This window comes from Pseudaquabacterium inlustre (assembly GCF_038066595.1).
Lineage (GTDB): Bacteria > Pseudomonadota > Gammaproteobacteria > Burkholderiales > Burkholderiaceae_C > Pseudaquabacterium > Pseudaquabacterium inlustre.
Genome location: NZ_JBBUTH010000011.1, coordinates 429562 through 444277 on the forward strand (window position 1 = coordinate 429562; position 14716 = coordinate 444277).

15 protein-coding genes are annotated in these 14716 nt (G+C 71.5%); 5 read left to right on the forward strand and 10 right to left on the reverse strand.

Annotated features, from left to right (window positions below; all coding sequences use genetic code 11):
- The first annotated feature begins 99 nt into the window (after positions 1–99).
- Complete coding sequence (locus tag AACH10_RS24640) at positions 100–1845, forward strand: proline--tRNA ligase (RefSeq protein ID WP_341413198.1); 1746 nt, start codon at positions 100–102, stop codon at positions 1843–1845.
- Positions 1842–2450, forward strand: a complete 609-nt coding sequence (locus tag AACH10_RS24645; protein ID WP_341413199.1) for a lytic transglycosylase domain-containing protein — start codon at positions 1842–1844, stop codon at positions 2448–2450. Before AACH10_RS24640 ends, AACH10_RS24645 begins: the two co-directional genes overlap by 4 nt.
- 10 nt (positions 2451–2460) lie before the next feature.
- Here AACH10_RS24645 and AACH10_RS24650 read toward each other — a convergent pair whose 3' ends face one another.
- The 7 genes from AACH10_RS24650 to hemA all read right to left on the reverse strand — a co-directional run bounded on the left by AACH10_RS24650 (position 2461) and on the right by hemA (position 8303).
- Positions 2461–3033: a UbiX family flavin prenyltransferase gene (locus tag AACH10_RS24650; protein WP_341413297.1), complete on the reverse strand. Its 573-nt coding sequence runs from the start codon at positions 3031–3033 to the stop codon at positions 2461–2463.
- Positions 3034–3056: 23 nt separating this feature from the next.
- Complete coding sequence (gene grxD, locus AACH10_RS24655; protein ID WP_341413200.1) at positions 3057–3365, reverse strand: Grx4 family monothiol glutaredoxin; 309 nt, start codon at positions 3363–3365, stop codon at positions 3057–3059.
- A gap of 123 nt (positions 3366–3488) precedes the next feature.
- The gene (locus tag AACH10_RS24660; RefSeq protein WP_341413201.1) at positions 3489–4058 is read right to left on the reverse strand and encodes a hypothetical protein; all 570 of its coding nucleotides are present in this window, start codon (positions 4056–4058) and stop codon (positions 3489–3491) included.
- Positions 4059–4176: 118 nt separating this feature from the next.
- Complete coding sequence (gene prmC, locus AACH10_RS24665; RefSeq protein ID WP_341413202.1) at positions 4177–5022, reverse strand: peptide chain release factor N(5)-glutamine methyltransferase; 846 nt, start codon at positions 5020–5022, stop codon at positions 4177–4179.
- Positions 5019–6110 (reverse strand): peptide chain release factor 1, encoded by a 1092-nt coding sequence (gene prfA, locus AACH10_RS24670; RefSeq protein WP_341413203.1) that lies wholly within the window; start codon positions 6108–6110, stop codon positions 5019–5021. Before prfA ends, prmC begins: the two co-directional genes overlap by 4 nt.
- Positions 6111–6125: 15 nt before the next feature.
- Positions 6126–6884: a TSUP family transporter gene (locus AACH10_RS24675; RefSeq protein WP_341413204.1), complete on the reverse strand. Its 759-nt coding sequence runs from the start codon at positions 6882–6884 to the stop codon at positions 6126–6128.
- A 111-nt stretch (positions 6885–6995) separates the two neighbouring features.
- The gene (gene hemA / locus AACH10_RS24680) at positions 6996–8303 is read right to left on the reverse strand and encodes a glutamyl-tRNA reductase (protein ID WP_341413205.1); all 1308 of its coding nucleotides are present in this window, start codon (positions 8301–8303) and stop codon (positions 6996–6998) included.
- Positions 8304–8457: 154 nt separating this feature from the next.
- On the opposite strand from hemA, the gene AACH10_RS24685 reads away from it, so the two are divergent.
- Positions 8458–8733, forward strand: coding sequence for a hypothetical protein (locus AACH10_RS24685; RefSeq protein WP_341413206.1), 276 nt, complete (start codon positions 8458–8460; stop codon positions 8731–8733).
- On the opposite strand, the gene miaB is transcribed toward AACH10_RS24685, so the two are convergent.
- The 3 genes from miaB to AACH10_RS24700 form a co-directional block, all read right to left on the reverse strand.
- Positions 8723–10114 carry a tRNA (N6-isopentenyl adenosine(37)-C2)-methylthiotransferase MiaB gene (gene miaB, locus AACH10_RS24690; RefSeq protein WP_341413207.1) on the reverse strand — a complete coding sequence of 464 codons (1392 nt, stop codon included), beginning with the start codon at positions 10112–10114 and terminating at the stop codon, positions 8723–8725. The two genes, AACH10_RS24685 and miaB, sit on opposite strands and share 11 nt — an antisense overlap.
- Positions 10115–10179: 65 nt before the next feature.
- Positions 10180–10596 carry a hypothetical protein gene (locus AACH10_RS24695; protein WP_341413208.1) on the reverse strand — a complete coding sequence of 139 codons (417 nt, stop codon included), beginning with the start codon at positions 10594–10596 and terminating at the stop codon, positions 10180–10182.
- A 74-nt stretch (positions 10597–10670) separates the two neighbouring features.
- Positions 10671–11669, reverse strand: a complete 999-nt coding sequence (locus tag AACH10_RS24700) for an AraC family transcriptional regulator (RefSeq protein ID WP_341413209.1) — start codon at positions 11667–11669, stop codon at positions 10671–10673.
- Between the two features lie 196 nt (positions 11670–11865).
- On the opposite strand from AACH10_RS24700, the gene AACH10_RS24705 reads away from it, so the two are divergent.
- Both AACH10_RS24705 and AACH10_RS24710 read left to right on the forward strand, forming a co-directional pair.
- Positions 11866–12339, forward strand: coding sequence for a (2Fe-2S)-binding protein (locus AACH10_RS24705; protein ID WP_341413210.1), 474 nt, complete (start codon positions 11866–11868; stop codon positions 12337–12339).
- 16 nt (positions 12340–12355) lie between these two features.
- A complete protein-coding gene (locus tag AACH10_RS24710; RefSeq protein WP_341413211.1) occupies positions 12356–14632 on the forward strand; it encodes a xanthine dehydrogenase family protein molybdopterin-binding subunit in 2277 nt (758 codons plus the stop codon).
- Positions 14633–14716 lie beyond the last annotated feature (84 nt).

The following is a 14716-nucleotide window of genomic DNA, read 5'->3' on the forward strand; positions in this document are numbered from 1 at the left end:
CCCGGCCGGTTGCAACGCCGCAGGTGGCAGCCTCGCCACCGTCCGGCGCCTCCCTCGGCCCGGCCACGGGCCCTCCATCACGGCCCCAAGACCGCGCCCATGAAAGCCTCCCAGTTCTTCATCGCCACCCTGAAGGAAGCCCCCGCCGACGCCGAAGTGGTGAGCCACCAGCTCATGATGCGCGCGGGCATGATCAAGCGCCTGGGCGCCGGCATCTACAACTACATGCCGATGGGCCTGCGCGTGATCCGCAAGGTGGAAAGCATCATCCGCGACGAGATGGTGCGCGCTGGCGCGGTGGAACTGCTGATGCCCGTGGTGCAGCCCGCCGAGCTGTGGCAGGAGACCGGCCGCTTCGACAAGATGGGCCCCGAGCTGATGCGCGTGAAGGACCGGCACGACCGCGACTTCATCATCCAGCCCACCAGCGAAGAGGTGGTGACGGACATCGCCCGCCAGGAACTGCGCAGCTACAAGCAGCTGCCGAAGAACTTCTTCCACATCCAGACCAAGTTCCGCGACGAGCGCCGCCCCCGCTTCGGCATCATGCGCGGCCGCGAGTTCACGATGAAGGACGCCTACTCCTTCGACCGTGACGCCACCGCCGCCGGCAAGAGCTACGAGGTGATGTTCGCGGCCTACAAGCGCATCTTCGACCGCTTCGGCCTGACCTACCGTGCCGTGGCGGCCGACACCGGCGCCATCGGCGGCGACCTGAGCCACGAGTTCCAGGTCATCGCCAAGACCGGCGAAGACGCCATCATCTACTGCCCCACCAGCGACTACGCGGCCAACATCGAGTTGGCCGAAGCCGTGGCGCCCGCCACGCCGCGCGGCGCCGCCACGCAGGCCCTGACCAAGACGCCCACGCCCGGCAAGAGCACCTGCGCCGATGTGGCCGCGCTGCTGTCGCTGGACCTGAAGCAGACCGTGAAGAGCCTGGTGCTGGCCACCGACGAGCTCAACGAGGCTGGCGAAGTGGTCAAGTCCACCGTCTGGCTGCTGCTGCTGCGTGGCGACCACGACATGAACGAGGTCAAGGTCGGCAAGGTGGAAGGGCTGAAGAACGGCTTCCGCTTCGCCAACCTGGCCGAGATCGACGAGCACTTCGGCTCCAAGCCCGGCTACCTGGGCCCGGTGGGCCTAAAGAAGCCGGTGAAGGTGATCGCCGACCGCAGCGTGGCCGTGATGGCCGATTGGGTGTGCGGCGCCAACGAGCCCGACTTCCACTACACCGGCGTGAACTGGGGGCGTGACCTGCCCGAGCCCGACCTGGTGGCCGACATCCGCAATGTCGTCGAGGGCGATCCCTCGCCCGACGGCCAGGGCGTGCTGGCCATCGAGCGCGGCATCGAGGTGGGCCATGTGTTCTATCTCGGCACCAAGTACTCGAAGGCGATGAACGCCACCTTCCTGGACGAGACCGGCAAGCCGGCGCTGTTCGAGATGGGCTGCTACGGCATCGGCGTCACGCGCATCCTGGGCGCCGCCATCGAGCAGAACCACGACGAGCGCGGCATCATCTGGCCGGCCGCCATCGCGCCCTTCCAGGCCGTGATCTGCCCGATCGGCATGGACCGCTCGGCCGAGGTCAAGGCCGCGGCCGAGGCGCTGTACGCCGAGCTGCAAGCCGCCGGCGTCGATGTGCTGCTGGACGACCGCGGCGAGCGCCCCGGCGCGATGTTCGCCGACTGGGAGCTGATCGGCGTGCCGCAGCGCGTGGTGATCTCCGACCGCGGCCTGAAGGCTGGCACGGTGGAAGTGCAGGGCCGCCGCGAGGCCGCCGCCACGCCGACGCCGGTGGCCGAGGCCGCCGCGCTGGTGAAGGCCCGTCTGAGCGCATGATCGCGCGGCGGGCGCTGCTCGCCACCACGGCCGGTGCGGCCTGTGCCGCCTGGCTGGCCACGGCGCAGGCCGGCGCGCAGCGCGAGGAGCCGCTGGCCGACGCCGTGCGCACGGCGCTCAGCGCCGCCATCGCCGCTGCAGCGCCGCCACGGCCGGCGTTCGAGCGCACCGACGACCGCCTGGCCTACCTGCGCTGGCTGAGCGCGGCCAGCGAGCGCCTGAAGCGCTTCAAGGCCGAGGGCCACGTGCGCGTGGAATTCCTCGAAACGCTCTGGTACGAGGCCACCCGCGCCGGCTTGGAGCCGGCCCTGGTGCTGGGCCTGGTGCAGGTGGAAAGCGGCTTTCGCAAGTACGCCATCAGCAGCGCCGGTGCGCGCGGCTACATGCAGGTGATGCCCTTCTGGGCCCGGCTGATCGGCGATGGCGACCCGGCGCGCCTGTTCCACATGCAGACCAACCTGCGCTTCGGCTGCGTGATCCTGCGCCACTACCTCGACACCGAGCGCGGCGACCTGTTCATGGCCCTGGGCCGCTACAACGGCAGCCGCGGTCAGGCGCCGTACCCGAACGCGGTGCTGGCCAACCGCGACCGCTGGCGGGTCTGAGGCGATTCGGCTACTTGCGCAGGCCTTGCCAGGCGCGCGGCGCGGCATCGCGCACGCCGGCCAACTGCAGCACGCGCTCGACCGTATCGTCCACCATCTCGTCGATGCTGGCGGGTTTGTTGTAGAAGGCCGGCAGCGGCGGGAACACGATGCCGCCCATCTCGGTGACGGCGGTCATGTTGCGCAGGTGGGCCAGGTTGAACGGCGTCTCGCGCACCAGCAGGATCAGCCGGCGGCGCTCCTTCAGCGTGACGTCGGCGGCGCGGGTGAGCAGGTTGTCGCCGAAGCCGTGGGCGATGGCGGCCAGCGTCTTCATCGAGCAGGGCGCCACCACCATCGCGGCGGTGTCGAAGCTGCCCGAGGCCACGCAGGCACCCACGTCGCCGGGGGCGTGGTGGTGGTCGGCCAGGGCTTCGAGCGCGGCGCGGTCCAGGCCCAGCTCGTGGTGGGCGCTCAACACGCCCGAGGGCGTGACGACCAGGTGGGTTTCCAGGTCGAGATCGCGCGCGCGCTGCAGCAGGCGCACGCCGTAGGCTGCACCGCTCGCACCGGTGATGCCGACGACGAGCCTCGGCGAGCGGATGATCACGGCGCGTGCGCCGTGGATCAGGCGAGCAACTGCTTCAGCTCACCCGACTCGTACATCTCCATCATGATGTCCGAGCCGCCGACGAATTCGCCCTTGATGTAGAGCTGCGGGATGGTGGGCCAGTCGGCGTATTCCTTGATGCCCTGGCGGATGGCCTCGTCTTCCAGCACGTTGACGGTGACCAGGTCGGTCACGCCGCAGGCCTTGAGCACCTGCACGGCGCGGCCCGAGAAGCCGCACATCGGGAACTGGGCGGTGCCCTTCATGAACAGCACCACGCGGTTGCCCTTCACCAGGCCGTCGATCTTTTGTTGCACGTCGCTCATGGGAGTGTGGCCCGGGGCACCGGGCGCGGATTCATTGCGGATGCGGGTTTATACGGCAAAGCGGGGCCGTGGCGCGCGGCGCGCCGGCTTTGCCCCTGAGCGGTGCTGGCCGACGCAGGCGGATCAGAACGCCATGTTCACGCCCAGCCGGATCATCGGCTGCAGGCGGATGTCACGGCCCGCGGCTTCCAGCGTGAAGCCGGCGTTGCCGCTGCGGCCCAGCGGGGCGTTGCCGAAGCCCTGGGCGGCCAGGCCCAGGTCGGCGCTGAAGCCCCAGCCGCCGTCGGCCCGGGCGCTGCCGCTGGCATAGCCCACGCCGGCATAGCCGGTGCCCGACACGGCCTGCCCGGCCGTGGCGTCGGTGGCCCCGCCCAGGTTGCCGGCCAGGCTGGCCGGGCGCAGGTTGATCAGCAGGCCGCCGGTCACGCGCAGGCCACCGGTGTCGCCCAGGCGCAGGGTGCTGAACTGGTAGTCGCCCAGCAGGCGCAGGGTTTGCGCGTTGCCGCCGCCCATCGAGGCCACCGACAGCGGCTGCGTGGCGCGCAGCATCCACAGCGCGGGCTGGTCCAGTTCGAGGCGGGCCTGCAGGCGGGGGCCGCCCAGCGCGTCGGCCGGTGCGGTGAGACCACGTTCCTGCGCTGCCAGCGGGGCAGCCAGGCCCAGGGTGCAGATCAGGCAGAGGGCGGTGCGCATGCGGCTCTCCTTGGGTGGCGTGTGCAGTCGATGCTACGCCTGCACGGCCGCCGGTGGGAGATTTCGAAAGCCGCCGACTGGCCGTTGTTCCGGGCGCTTTTCTCGGCTTTGCGGCCGCTCAGGCCGGCCAGCGGCCGCCGGTGCAGCGTGGGCGCTGCGCGATGTCGCAGCGGGTGGCGATGTCGGTGAAGCCAGCCTCGCGCAGCAGCGCGGCCACGGCCTCGGCCTGGTCGAACCCATGCTCGAACAGCAGCCAGCCGCCCGGCACCAGGTGGGCCGGCGCGCCGGCCACGATGGCGCGGTAGGCGTCCAGCCCGTCGCCGCCGGGGGTGAGTGCCAGCGTGGGCTCGTGGCGCAGCGCGGGCAGGTGCGGATCGCCGCCGGCGATGTAGGGCGGGTTGCTGAGCACCAGGGTGTAGGTCGCCGTGGCGGGGACGGCCTGCCACCAGGCGCCTTCGGCGAAGGCCACGGCCAGGCCCAGGCGCTGCGCATTGGCACGCGCCACGGCCAGCGCGGCGGCGCTCAGGTCGGTGGCCTGCACCTGGGCGGCGGCGTGGCGGTGGGCCACGGCCAGCGCGATGGCGCCGCTGCCGGTGCCCAGGTCCAGCACGCGCGGTGCGGCGCCCAGGCCGGGCAGCAGTTCGAGCGCCCAGTCGACCAGGGTCTCGGTGTCGGGGCGGGGCACCAGCACGTCGGGCGTCACCCGCAGCACCAGGCCGTGGAACTCGCGCTCGCCCAGCAGGTAGGCCACCGGCACGCCATCGGCGCGCTGGCGGCAGGCGCCGTCGAAGGCGGCGGCGGCCTCGGGCGGCAGCGGGTCGGTGTCGTGGGCGATCAGCCAGGCGCGCGGCTTGCCGCCCAGCGCGTGGCCCAGCAGCGCCTGGGCGTCCACGCGGTCCAGGCCCAGTGCGGCGGCGGCGGCCAGCGCCTCGCGCACGGTTGGCGAGTGCGCCGCATCACTCATGCCGCGCCCTCCAGCGCCGCCAGCTGGTCGGCGGCCTGGGCCGTCTGCAGCGCGGTGATCACGTCGCCCAGGTCGCCTTCCATGATCTGGCCCAGCTTGTACAGCGTGAGGTTGATGCGGTGGTCGGTGAGCCGGCCCTGCGGGAAGTTGTAGGTGCGGATGCGGTCGCTGCGGTCGCCGGTGCCCACCAGGCTCTTGCGCGTGGCGGCCTCCTTGGCCTCGCGCTCGGCGCGCTCGCGGTCGCGCAACCGGGCCTGAAGCACGGCCAGGGCCTTGGCCTTGTTGCGGTGCTGGCTGCGGTCGTCCTGGCACTCGGCCACCAGGCCGGTGGGCAGGTGGGTGACGCGGATCGCCGAATCGGTCTTGTTGACGTGCTGGCCGCCGGCGCCACTGGCGCGGAAGGTGTCGATGCGCAGGTCGGCCGGGTTCAGCGTGATCTCGGTGGCCTCGTCGGGCTCGGGCATCACGGCCACGGTGCAGGCGCTGGTGTGGATGCGGCCCTGCGATTCGGTGGCCGGCACGCGTTGCACGCGGTGGCCGCCGCTCTCGAACTTGAGCTGGCCGTAGACGTTGTCGCCCTCCACGCGCAGCACCAGTTCCTTGTAGCCACCCAGGTCCGACGCGTTCTCGCTCATCACCTCCACGCGCCAGCCGCGCGCATCGCAGAAGCGGGTGTACATGCGCGCCAGGTCGCCGGCGAATAGGGCCGACTCGTCGCCACCGGTGCCGGCGCGGATTTCCACGAAGGCGTTGCGCGCGTCGTCGGGGTCTTTCGGCAACAGCAGGGTCTTGAGCTCGCCGTCCAGGCGGGCGATGGCGGCTTCGGCAGCCGCGATCTCGTCGCGCGCCATCTCGGCCATGTCGGCGGCCTCGGGATCGGCCAGCAGCTCGCGCGCGGTGGCCAGGTCGGCCTCGGCCTGCTGGAAGGCGTTCCAGCGGCCCACCAGCTCGGCGGCCTCGGCCTGCTCGCGCGCCACGGCGCGATAGCGGGCGATGTCCTGGCCCAGGGCGGGGTCGGCCAGGTGGGCGTCGAGCTCGGCCAGGCGCATGGTCAATCGTTCGAGCTGCTGGCGCAGGGCGGGGGTCATGTCGGGTCCCTCGGGTCAGGCAAAGAACGCGTCGCGGGCGGTCTTCAGGATCAGCGCGCTGACCACCACCACGAACACGCCACGCACGAAGCCGGCGCCGTGCTTCAAGGCCAGGCGGCTGCCCATGAAGCTGCCGGCCACGTTGGCCACGGCCATCGGCAGGCCCAGGTGCCACCAGACATGGCCCTTGGCGGTGAACAGCGCCAGCGCCGCGGCATTGGTGGCCAGGTTCAGCAGCTTGGCGGCGGCCGAGGCGTGCAGGAAGTCGTAGCCCAGCACGCGCACGAACAGGAAGATGAAGAAGCTGCCGGTGCCGGGGCCGAAGAAGCCGTCGTACGCGCCCACCACGGCGCCGATGCCGCAGGCCCACAGCCGCTCGTGCGTCGCGCTGACCAGCGGCCGGTGCTCGCGCCCCAGGTGCTTGTTGGCCAGCGTGTAGGCCAGCACCGCGCCCAGCACGAAGGGCAAGCTCTTGCGCAGGAAGCCGGGGTCGACCACGCTGACCGCCCAGGCGCCGCCCAGGCCACCGGCCAGTGCCGCGGCCATCGCCGGTGCCCAGGTGCGCCAGCGCAGCTGCACGCGCTGCAGGTACTGGCGCGTGGCCATCAGCGTGCCCCACACCGAGGCCGACTTGTTGGTGCCCAGCAGCGTGGCCGGTGGTGCGGTGGGAAAGGTGGCGAACAGCGCCGGCACCAGGATCAGGCCACCGCCGCCAACGATGGCATCGATGGCGCCGGCCAGCAGCGAGGCGAGCGAGACGAGCAGCAGGTCCATGGGAGGGGGCGCCGCGGGTGCGGCGCCGGGGCGCAAACGGGGGAAGGGCAGGGGCGGGTCAGGCGGCCGGGCGCAAGGCGCGCCGGGCACGAAGCGGCAGCGCGAGCGCCGCTAACGCTGGCTGCCGTCGCTGCCCGCCGGGTTGCGCGGCGTGTTGCGCAGGAACAGGCGCGAGACGGTCTGCGCCACCTGCTGGCGGGCGTCACCGTCGCTGCCGTGCAGTTCGGCCATGGCGCCGTGCAGCAGCTTTTGCGTGAGGCCGCGTGACAGGGCTTCGAGCACGGTGTCGATGTCGGCGCCCTTGGCTAGCAGCTTGCGTGCGCGGGCGATCTCGCCAGCGCGCCAGTCATCGGCCTGGGCTTGCAGCGCCTGGATCAGCGGCACCGTGGCGCGCTGCTCCAGCCAGTGGGTGAAGCTCTGCACGCCGGCATCGATGATGGCCTCGGCCTGGGCCACGGCGGCCTGGCGGCGCTCGCCGGCCGACTGCACCAGCGCCGACAGGTCGTCCACGGTGTACAGGTACACGTCGGACAGCGTGGCCACCTCGGGCTCGATGTCGCGCGGCACGGCCAGATCCACCATGAACATCGGGCGGTGGCGGCGCGCCTTCAGCGCGCTTTTCACCGCGCCCATGCCGATGATCGGCAGCGTGCTGGCGGTGCAGGAGACGATGGCGTCGTACTCGTGCAGGCGCTGCGGCAGGTCGGCCAGGCGCAGCGCCTCGGCGCCGAAGCGGCTGGCCAGCTTCTCGCCGCGCTCGAGCGTGCGGTTGGCGATCGCCAGGCCCTTGGGCGCACGCGCCGCGAAGTGCGTGGCCACCAGCTCGATCATCTCGCCGGCGCCGACGAACAGCACCTTGATGTCGCGCAGGTCTTCGAACAGCTGCGCTGCCAGCCGCACCGAGGCCGCCGCCATGCTGATGCTGTGGCTGCCGATCTCGGTGCTGGTGCGCACGTCCTTGGCCACCGAGAAGCTGCGCTGGAACAGCTGGTGCAGCGTGGTGCCCAGCGTGCCGGCGGCATCGGCCTCGCGCACCGCCTGCTTCATCTGCCCCAGGATCTGCGGCTCGCCCAGCACCATCGAATCCAGGCCCGCGGCCACGCGGAAGGCATGGCGCGCGGCGTCGCGGTGCTCGCGCACATAGGTGTGGTGGCGCAGTTGCTCGGGTGTGACCTGGCCATGGCCGGCCAGCCATTCGATCGTGGGCGCCACCAGCTGCGGCACCTCGGCGGCATCGGCGGCCACATACAGCTCGGTGCGGTTGCAGGTGGACAGCAGGGCCACCTCGGGCGTCTGGCGCACCAGGCGCTGGCGCAGGGCCTGCAGCGCCGGCGGCAGCTGGTCAGGCGCGAACGCAAACCGGCCGCGCAGATCCAGCGGCGCGGTGGTGTGGTTCAGGCCGACCGTGAAAACGCTCATGGGGCGCGATTCTAGAATCCCGGGCTTTGCCGCGGGGCCCCGATGGGCGGGGTGTGGGCGGCACTGGCTTGATGTGAGTCAAGCAAGGCGCCCGGTTCTGACCCGGGCCCTTGCGGGCACTTTCGAGCTTATCGGCCACCGGCCAGAAAACTGCATGGGACCGATCGACGCCTTCTGGCACCTGCTCAACCTGTTCGGCCCGGCCATCGGCCTGGGCCTGATCGCGCCCAGCCTGGCCAAGCTGCTGTGGCGCCGCGAGCTGGCCGCCGTGCCCTGGCGCGTGCTGGCGCAGTGGGTGTCCGGTGCCGGTGCGGGGGTGACGCTGGCCGGACTGGCCGTGTTTGGCCGCGATGGCCGCATGGCCACCTACGCGGCGCTGGTGCTGGCCACCGCCGCCGCGCTGTGGTGGCGGGGTTTCTTCAGGCGCTGACCCTGTGCGGCTGCGTCACCACCTCGGCGCGCAGCGAATGCGGCCGCGCCTCGGTGATGGTCACGTCGATCAGCTGGCCCACCAGGCGCGCGCTGTGCGGGCCGCCGTCGAAGTTGACGATGCGGTTGCACTCGGTACGGCCCATCAGCTCGGCAGCGTTCTTGCGGCTGGGGCCTTCCACCAGGATGTTCTGCACCGTGCCCACGCGGCTGGCGCTGATGCGCTGCACGTTCGTTTCCAGTAACGCCTGCAGCTGCTGCAGGCGGGCCAGCTTCAGCTCTTGCGGCGTGTCGTCGTGCAGGTTGGCGGCCGGCGTGCCGGGGCGCGGGCTGAACACGAAGCTGAAGCTCGCGTCGTAGCCGATGTCCTCGATCAGCTTCAAGCTCTTGGCATGGTCGTCCTCGGTCTCGCCGGGGTAGCCCACGATGAAGTCAGTGCTCAGGCTGATGTCGGGCCGCACCGCGCGCAGCCTGCGGATGATGCTCTTGTACTCCAGCACCGTGTAGCCGCGCTTCATGGCCATCAGGATGCGGTCGGAGCCATGCTGCACCGGCAGGTGCAGGTGGTTCACCAGCTTGGGCAGGCGGCCGTAGGCATCCACCAGGCGCTGCGTGAATTCATTCGGGTGGCTGGTGGTGTAGCGGATGCGCTCGATGCCGGGGATCTCGTGCACGTACTCCAGCAGCAACGCGAAATCGGCGATCTCGCTGGTGTCACCCATGCGGCCGCGGTAGGCGTTGACGTTCTGGCCCAGCAGCGTCACTTCCTTCACGCCCTGGTCGGCCAGGCCGGCCACTTCCACCAGCACATCGTCGAAGGGGCGGTGGATTTCCTCGCCGCGGGTGTAGGGCACCACGCAGTAGCTGCAGTACTTGCTGCAGCCTTCCATGATCGACACGAAGGCCGACGAGCCCTCCACCCGGGCCGGCGGCAGGTGATCGAACTTCTCGATCTCGGGGAAGCTGATGTCCACCTGCGGCCGCGCGGCATCGCGCCGGCGCTGCAGCAGCTCGGGCAGGCGGTGCAGGGTCTGCGGGCCGAACACCACATCCACGTAGGGCGCACGTTCGATGATGGCCGCGCCTTCCTGGCTGGCCACGCAGCCGCCCACGCCGATCATCACGCCCTTGGCCTTCAGGTGCTTGACGCGGCCGAGGTCGGAGAACACCTTCTCCTGTGCCTTCTCGCGGATCGAGCAGGTGTTGAACAGGATCAGGTCGGCCTGCTCGGGATCGCTGGTGGGCTCGTAGCCTTCGGCCGCGCGCATCACGTCGACCATCTTGTCGGCGTCGTATTCGTTCATCTGGCAGCCGAAGCTGCGGATGTAGACCTTCTTACCTGTCTGCCCCTCGTTCGACGGGGTCGTCGACCGATCCCCCACGGGGATGGCGGGCCGGCTTGGGAGCGGCCCGGCGCTCGGCCCACCCGCGTCTGCGTCTGTTGTGGTCATGGTTTTGTCCAGATTTGAGCCAGCGGGTCGAAGGTCCACTTGGCGGCTTCGGCGGCGGTGGTGGGCCAGGGCTTCTTGGCGGCCTCGTCGGCGCGCAGGATCCACACATCCTTCACCAGGCCGGTGCCGGGCTCGAGCGTGTAGTTCACCGTCAGCGTCTCGCCGGCAAAACGGCCCGAGACATGCTGCATGTTCTGCATGTCGCGGATGCGGGCGCCGGGTGCCAGGCGTGCGCTCTGGCCGTTCAGCAGGGCTTCGGGTGGCTGCGTGATCTGCAGCGTGCCGCGCAGCGCGGTGGCGGGGAAGTTGCGGGCCATCTGCGCACCGGCCGGGGTGGCCGCGAGCAGGGTGCACAGCGTCAGGGCGGCGCAGGCCGCCACCGACGCGTGGCGCCGGTTGACACAGCAGGGCATGGTGTAGATCCAGGGGCTGTGGGGGAGGGCGGCATTCTACCGGTGCCGCTCCAGCGCCACGGCCCGGTGGGTGCTCAGGACGCCGCGCGCAGCTCGGCGATGTCGCGCATCGGCGGCGCGCCGAACAGCCGGCTGTACTCGCGGCTGAACTGCGACGGGCTCTCGTAACCCACGCGGTACGCGGCGGTGGCGGCCTCCACCCGGTCGGCCAGCATCAGGCGGCGGGCCTCGGTCAGGCGCAGCTGCTTCTGGTACTGCAGCGGGCTCATCGCCGTGAGCGCCTTGAAGTGGTGATGGAAGGTGGACACGCTCATGCGCGCCTCGCGCGCCAGGTCGTCCACGCGCAGCGGCTCGTGGAAGCGCTCGCGCAGCACGCGCACGGCGCGCGCCACCGGGTGCGTCTGTGCGCCGCGGTGAACCAGCTGGCGCAGGCGCCAGCCCTGCTCGCCGGTGAGCAGCAGGATGTGGATCTCGCGCCGCACCAGCGGCTCCAGCAGCGGCATGGCCTCGGGGCGCTGCGGCAGCTCCAGCAGGCGGCAGAAGGCGTCGAGCAGGGCAGCGTCGATGCGGCCGGTGGCCATCGCACGGCCCTCGCGGATGTCGCTGTCCGCCGCCGCAGCCGGCGTGCCGGCGGTGGGCGCACCCTCGACCATCAGCGCCGCCATCTCGCGCAGGTCCAGCCGCAGCGCCAGCGACACATACGGGCTGGCCGCGCTGGCATCGACGATGGTCGAGGTGGCCGGCAGGTCCATCGTCGACAGCAGGTAGCGCGAGGGGTCGTATTCCAGCGTCTCGTCGCCCAGCATCACGCGCTTGCGGCCCTGCAGGATGACGGCCACGCTGGGCTCGTAGATGCCGCACAGCAGGCCGCCGGGCTGGTGCGCGGTGAACAGCATCACGCCATCGAGCTGCGGATGCGGGTACAGGCCCGGCCCCGGCGCGGTGGCCTGCAGCGCATCGCCCAGGCGTTGGCGCAGCGGCTGTAGCGCATCGGCGGCGACCGGCCGAGCGGTCGAGCCGGCGACAGGCGGTGGCGTGACGCGGGCGGGGCTGGCGAGGCGGGCGGCGGGCATGGCGCGATGCTAGGGCCGCGCGCGCGATCCTGCCCAGCGCCGCTTGCCCGAAGGGGTTGCGCGCCGGAGCTTCAGGCAAGCATCGCGCAGTTTTTGGCCACCCGGCGCGTGGTGGCGTGGCGACACTGCCGGCCTGTCCCCGCCGGCCTGCCGCCGCCGCGGGCCCCCATGTCTGCCTGCTTGCCCGAAACCCGCCATGCCAGTCCTGAACGTCAACGGCCGCGCCACGCCGGTCGACATCGACCCTGCCACCCCGATCCTGTGGGCCCTGCGTGACACGCTGGGCCTGCAGGGCACCAAGTTCGGCTGCGGCGCCGCGCAGTGCGGCGCCTGCACCGTGCACCTGAACGGCCAGGCCATCCGCTCCTGCGTGACGCCGATCGCCGCCGCCGAAGGCCAGGCCATCACCACCATCGAGGCCGTCACCGCCGGCGACGACCGTGTCGGCGCCGCCGTGCGCGACGCCTGGGTGAAGCACGACGTGGCCCAGTGCGGCTACTGCCAGAGCGGCCAGATCATGAGCGCCACGGCCTTTCTGAAGTCGCTGCCCAAGGGCCAGCAGCCCACCGTCGCCGAGATCGACGCCGCGATGGCCGGCAACCTGTGCCGCTGCGGCACCTATGCACGCATCCGCGCCGCCGTGGCCGACGCCGCGCGCGCCCTGGCCTGAACCTGGAGGCGACACGATGATTCCCGGAACCGATTTCGACCAACTGCCCGACGCGCTGCGTGGTGAACTGCCCGCGGGCCTGCGCCGCCTGCTGGACCGAGGCACCGCCGCCGACGCGGGCGATGCCGTGCTGCCCCCGCTGCCGCGCCGCAGCTTCCTGAAGCTGACCGGTGCCGGCGGCCTGGCGCTGGGCGTGCTGCCGCTGGGCGCCGCGGCCCAGGGCGCGGGCCCGGCGGCTGGGCTCAAGCCCACCGATCAGCCCTCGGCCTTCGTGCAGATCGCGCCCGACGGAACGGTCACGGTCACCATCAACCGGCTGGACTTCGGCCAGGGCGTGCAGACCGCGTTGCCCATGGTGCTGGCCGAGGAACTGGATGCCGACTGGGCGCGCGTGAGCAGCCGCCACGGCAGCAACCACCCGGCCTATGCCGACCCGCGCTTCGGCATGCACATCACCGGCGGCTCCACGGCCATCAAGCACAGCTTCCAGCAGTACCGTGAGCTGGGTGCCCGGGCGCGCGCCATGCTGCTGGCCGCCGCCGCCCAGCGCTGGCAGGTGGATGCGGCCACGCTGCGCACCGAACCCGGCGTGGTGATCGCCCGCGACGGCCGGCGTGCCGGCTATGGCGAACTGGCCGCGGATGCCGCACGCCAACCCGTGCCCGAGAAGGTGGTGCTGAAGGACGCCAAGCAGTTCCGCCTGATCGGCCAGCCCACCACGCGGCTGGATGCGCGCGCCAAGAGCAGCGGCCAGCAGGCCTACGGCATCGACACGCGCCTGCCCGGCCAACTGACCGCGGTGGTGGCGCGCCCGCCGGTGTTCGGTGCCAAGGTGGCGCGGCTGGACGACGCGGCCGCGCGCCAGGTGAAGGGCGTGAAGGCCGTGCTGCGCGTGCCGCTGGACCGCGGCGCCGAAGGCGTGGCGGTGATTGCCGACGGCTACTGGCCTGCCACCCAGGGCCGCGCCGCGCTGAAGATCGACTGGGCGACCGACGGTGTCGAGAAGGTCGACAGCGCCAGGCAGCTGGCGCAATACCGCGCGCTGGCGGCCCAGCCGGGCCCGCGCCACTTCGACGCCGACATGGCGCCGCTGGCCGGCGCGGCCCACACCATCGAGGCCGAGTTCCAGTTCCCGTACCTGGCGCATGCGCCGATGGAGCCGCTGAACTGCACCGTGCAACTGGCGGACGACGGCGCCCAGCTGTGGGTGGGCAGCCAGATGCCCGGACTGGATGGCATGGCGGCGTCCAAGGTGCTGGGCCTGAAGCCCGAGCAGGTGCGCGTGCATGTGCAGATGGCTGGTGGCGGCTTCGGCCGGCGCGCCATCCCGACCAGCGAGTACGTGGTCGAGGCCTGCGGCATCGCCCGCGCAGCGCGCAGCGCCGGTCTGGCCGGCCCGGTGCGCACCGTGTGGAGCCGCGAGGACGACATCGCCGGCGGCTATTACCGTCCGATGCACCTGCACCGCGCCCGCATCGGCATCGACGCCCAGGGCAAGGTGCTGGCCTGGGACCATGTGCTGGTGGGTCAGTCGATCCTGAAGGGCACTTTTTTCGAGGCCATGCTGGTGAAGAACGGCATCGACGGCACGGCCGTGGAGGGCCTGCGTGAGCCCTATGACATCCCGATGCGCCTGACCGTGCACCACCCGCAGGTGAACGTGCCGGTGCTGTGGTGGCGCAGCGTGGGCAGCACCCACACGGCCTACGTGATGGAGACGCTGATCGACGAGATCGCCCGCCGGACCAAGCAGGACCCGGTGGCCTACCGCCTGGCCCAGTTCGGCGCCAGGCACCCACGCCACCGCGATGCGCTGCAGCTGGCGGTGGACCAGAGCGGCTATGGCAAGCGCAGCCTGCCCGCCGGCCGCGCCTGGGGCGTGGCGGTGCATGAATCCTTCGAAACCGTGGTGGCCTATGTGGTCGAGGCCTCGCTGAAGGACGGCAAGCCGGTGCTGCACAGCGTGACGGCCGGCGTGCATTGCAATCTGGTGGTGAACCCGCGCACCGTGGAGACGCAGGTGCAGGGTGCCGCGCTGATGGGCCTGGCCATGTGCCTGCCCGGCCACGCGGTGACGTTGAAGGACGGCGTGGTGGATCAGCACAACTTCCACGAGTTCATGCTGCCGCGCATCACCGAGATGCCGCAGGTGGCGGTGCACGTGGTGCCCAGCGCCGATCCGCCCACCGGCATGGGCGAGCCCGGCTTGCCGCCGCTGGCGCCGGCCTTCGCCAACGCCATCGCTGCGCTGACCGGCCAGGCGCCGCGGCAGCTGCCGTTCCCGACGGCGTGATGGTGGACCCTGTGGCGGCTGCGGTCGCCTCGGGTCGCCTGGTCAGCGCCGAGGCGGTCAACCAGCCCCACAAAGCAAAAAGCC